The following is a 620-nucleotide window of genomic DNA, read 5'->3' as shown; positions in this document are numbered from 1 at the left end:
CAGGCGCTTGGGCTTGCTGCGCGGACGTCCCCGCAGCCCTCGTATCCGGGGGATCGCGTCCAGCAGGGGGATGAGCTGGGTGACGTCGTGCCGGTTTCCACCGGTCAAGGAGGCAGCCAGCGGGGTGCCGTGCCGGTCCACGATCACGTGGTGCTTGGACCCGGGGCGGCCGCGGTCGACGGGCGAGGGCCCGACATGATCCCCCCTTTGAGCGCCCGGACGTGGGAGCCGTCAATCGCGCAGTCGTCCATCTCCAGCAGGCCCGCCCTGCGCAGTTCGGCGAGCAATGTCTCGTGCAGACGGGGCCAGACGCCGGCCTCGGTCCAGTCCCGCAATCGGCGCCAGCTGGTCACCCCGGAACAGCCCACGACCTGGGCGGGGACATCACGCCAGGCAACGCCCTTACGCAGGACGTAGACGATGCCGCCCAGCGCGACCCGGTCCGGTACCCGAAGCCGACCGGGATGCCGGTGCCTGCGAGCCGGGTGCGAAGGCAGCAACGGAGCTATGCGCTCCCACAGTTCATCAGGGACGAGATCAGCGGACACTCCGCAGACCCTGCCCATGAAGATCGTCAGCCGCCAGCCGACACACCGATCTCATTCTGAAATGATCAGTTA

The 620-nt window shown here is 68.5% G+C and carries 1 pseudogene; it reads right to left on the bottom strand.

Annotated features, from left to right (window positions below):
* Positions 1-548: pseudogene (locus tag H1D24_RS41610) on the bottom strand (IS5 family transposase); the annotation flags it as partial.
* Positions 549-620: the final 72 nt, after the last annotated feature.

It is taken from the genome of Streptomyces himalayensis subsp. himalayensis, from assembly GCF_013778455.1.
GTDB classification, from domain to species: domain Bacteria; phylum Actinomycetota; class Actinomycetes; order Streptomycetales; family Streptomycetaceae; genus Streptomyces; species Streptomyces himalayensis.
This window is presented reverse-complemented; position numbering and strand designations above follow the sequence as displayed.